General features: G+C 69.9%; 1 protein-coding gene and 2 pseudogenes. All 3 read left to right on the forward strand.

Annotated features, from left to right (window positions below; translation table 11 throughout):
* A pseudogene (locus G7A99_RS17580) lies at nt 1-192 on the forward strand (2-oxopent-4-enoate hydratase); the annotation flags it as partial.
* A 31-nt stretch (nt 193-223) separates the two neighbouring features.
* Nucleotides 224-1183, forward strand: a complete 960-nt coding sequence (locus G7A99_RS17585) for an acetaldehyde dehydrogenase (acetylating) (protein WP_163142597.1) — start codon at nt 224-226, stop codon at nt 1181-1183.
* A gap of 13 nt (nt 1184-1196) precedes the next feature.
* A pseudogene (locus G7A99_RS25670) lies at nt 1197-1372 on the forward strand (4-hydroxy-2-oxovalerate aldolase); the annotation flags it as partial.

Here is a 1372-nt window from a genome sequence, read left to right on the forward strand (position 1 = left end):
GCCGCGGCCCTGGGCTCGCCGGTGAACTGCGTGGCCTGGCTGGCGAACACCCTCGGTGCCTTCGGCATCCCGCTGAAGGCCGGCGAGGTCATCCTCTCCGGCTCGCTGGTGCCGCTGATCCCCATCGCGCCCGGCGAGTCCATGCACCTCAGCATCGGCGGCATCGGCACGGCCGGCTGCCGGTTCGTCTGAGCCGCCCTGAATCCTGACGGAGGAACGGACCATGAGCATGAAAGCGGCCGTAATCGGCTCGGGCAACATCGGCACGGACCTGATGATCAAGATCCTGCGCAACGCCGAGCACCTGGAGATGGGGGTGCTGGTGGGCATCGACCCGGACTCGGACGGGCTGGCCCGGGCCCGGCGCCTGGGCGTGGCGACCTGCGACACCGGCGTCGAGGGCCTGGTGGCGATGCCCGAGTTCGAGGACATCGAGGTGGTCTTCGACGCGACCTCGGCGAAGGCGCACGTGCACAACGACGCGGTCCTGCGCCAGTCCAGGCCAGAGATCCAGGTCATCGACCTCACCCCGGCGGCCATCGGCCCCTACTGCGTGCCGGTGGTGAACCTGGAGGAGACCCTGGCGGACCCGTCGGTGCACAACGTCAACATGGTCACCTGTGGCGGCCAGGCCACCATCCCCATGGTGGCGGCGGTGGCGAGCGTCGCCGAGGTGAGCTACGCGGAGATCGTCGCCTCGATCTCCAGCCGTTCGGCGGGCCCGGGCACGCGCGCGAACATCGATGAGTTCACCGAGACCACCAGCCAGGGGCTGGAGGCGGTGGGCGGTGCGCGGCGCGGCAAGGCCATCATCATCCTCAACCCGGCTGAGCCGCCACTGCTCATGCGTGACACCGTCTACACCCTCTCGCCGCTGGACGCCGACGAGGCGGCGATCGAGGCCGCCATCGAGGCCATGGCCGAGCGGGTGTCGAGCTATGTGCCCGGCTACCGGCTCAAGCAGTCGGTGCAGTTCGAGCGCTTCGATGAGAGCCGCCCGCTCAACGTCCCCGGTATCGGCCGGGTGACGGGCCTGAAGACCGCCGTGTTCCTGGAGGTGGAGGGGGCGGCGCACTACCTGCCCGCCTACGCCGGCAACCTCGACATCATGACGTCCGCGGCGCTGGCCACCGCCGAGCGCTTCGCCGCGCACGCCGGCGAGCGCGCCGGCGCCACCGCCTGAGGGAGGAAGGACAATGGCCAACAAACTCTATATCTCCGACGTCACCCTGCGTGACGGCTCCCACGCGATCCGCCACCAGTACAGCGTGGACAACGCGCGGCGCATCGCTGCGGCGCTGGACCGGGCGAAGGTCGACTCCATCGAGGTCGCCCACGGCGATGGCCTGCAGGGCTCGTCGTTCAACTACGG

This window comes from Arhodomonas sp. KWT (genome assembly GCF_010993615.1).

Excerpts from the sequence above, each read along its gene's own strand:
- G7A99_RS17585 (WP_163142597.1), top strand. The coding sequence starts at position 224 with ATGAGCATGAAAGCGGCCGTAATCGGCTCGGGCAACATCGGCACGGAC.